This is a genomic window from Escherichia sp. R1 (assembly GCF_003000935.1).
GTDB lineage: Bacteria > Pseudomonadota > Gammaproteobacteria > Enterobacterales > Enterobacteriaceae > Escherichia > Escherichia coli.
Genome location: NZ_PSRU01000081.1, coordinates 1 through 840 on the forward strand (window position 1 = coordinate 1; position 840 = coordinate 840).

General features: G+C 43.8%; 3 protein-coding genes. All 3 read left to right on the top strand.

Annotated elements, in window-relative coordinates; all coding sequences use genetic code 11:
* Positions 1 to 259: 259 nt before the first annotated feature.
* Positions 260 to 442: a DUF7167 family protein gene (locus tag C4F37_RS27170; RefSeq protein ID WP_001224665.1), complete on the top strand. Its 183-nt coding sequence runs from the start codon at positions 260 to 262 to the stop codon at positions 440 to 442.
* On the top strand, positions 435 to 611 hold the full coding sequence (locus tag C4F37_RS27670) for a hypothetical protein (protein ID WP_000753053.1): 177 nt from the start codon (positions 435 to 437) through the stop codon (positions 609 to 611). The genes C4F37_RS27170 and C4F37_RS27670 overlap by 8 nt, the downstream gene beginning before the upstream one ends.
* Positions 608 to 840: hypothetical protein (locus C4F37_RS27175; RefSeq protein WP_033561618.1), on the top strand; the 233-nt coding region annotated here is incomplete at its 3' end. The genes C4F37_RS27670 and C4F37_RS27175, both read left to right, overlap by 4 nt.

Genomic DNA, 840 nt, shown 5'->3' on the forward strand with positions numbered 1-840 from the left:
ACTGGATGCTCTCTGTGGCGAAAAGAGAAACCAGACTGGCAGATGATGTAAGGCTATTGCGCCAGGAGGAACAGGAAAGGCGGAAAAATATAGAAAAGTTAATTTAGATTGAGCGTAACGCGAAAGCGCGGATATGCAGGGCGACAAAATCCAGAACTGAATAATTAAATTTAGCACTGTAAATAAAATCAAATCCTTAACCGGAGGGATTTCTGCACCCTCAGAACATCAGGAGGCCGTCCGAAAGGGCGGTAGTGAAATGCGAAAATTCAAAATAATTATTGAAACGGGAATAGCCGGTGGAGATTTCGAGGATGAATTCGAAGTGGATGATGATGCAACACCAGATGAAATACAGGATGAAGCTAAAGATATTTTCTTTAACTACTGCAATTACTCATACCACGAAATAAAAGACGAAGAGGAAGAACAAAATGGCTGATTTTGGTTCAACTAAATATAACGCCAGTTTTGAAGAATGGCATGAACTGTTAATGGATTATGCAGAGTTACGCGGTGGAAGTGCCGCTGATGCTGAAGCATGGCGTGATGATTATGAAGCAGGGAAAACACCGGTCGAAGCATATTGTGATGAGTGGGGCGATGAATGAGCGAGATTAATTATCAGGAAGGGCATGAAAAGGTAGGGCAGGCAAAACCAGTGGCATGGCGATATCGCTACGTGAAAAAAGGCGTTACAGACTTTCAGGGGAAGCAGTGGGTTGGTGACTGGAAATATGTCCCGACAAAAGAGGATTGTAACGACAGACCAAACTATGAAATTCAGGCGTTATTCACGGCCCCGCCAGCTTCGGTGACATCAGAAGGACTGGTTAAAGC

Coding starts and splice junctions, on each gene's coding strand:
- C4F37_RS27170 (WP_001224665.1), top strand. CDS start 260: ATGCGAAAATTCAAAATAATTATTGAAACGGGAATAGCCGGTGGAGAT.
- C4F37_RS27670 (WP_000753053.1), top strand. CDS start 435: ATGGCTGATTTTGGTTCAACTAAATATAACGCCAGTTTTGAAGAATGG.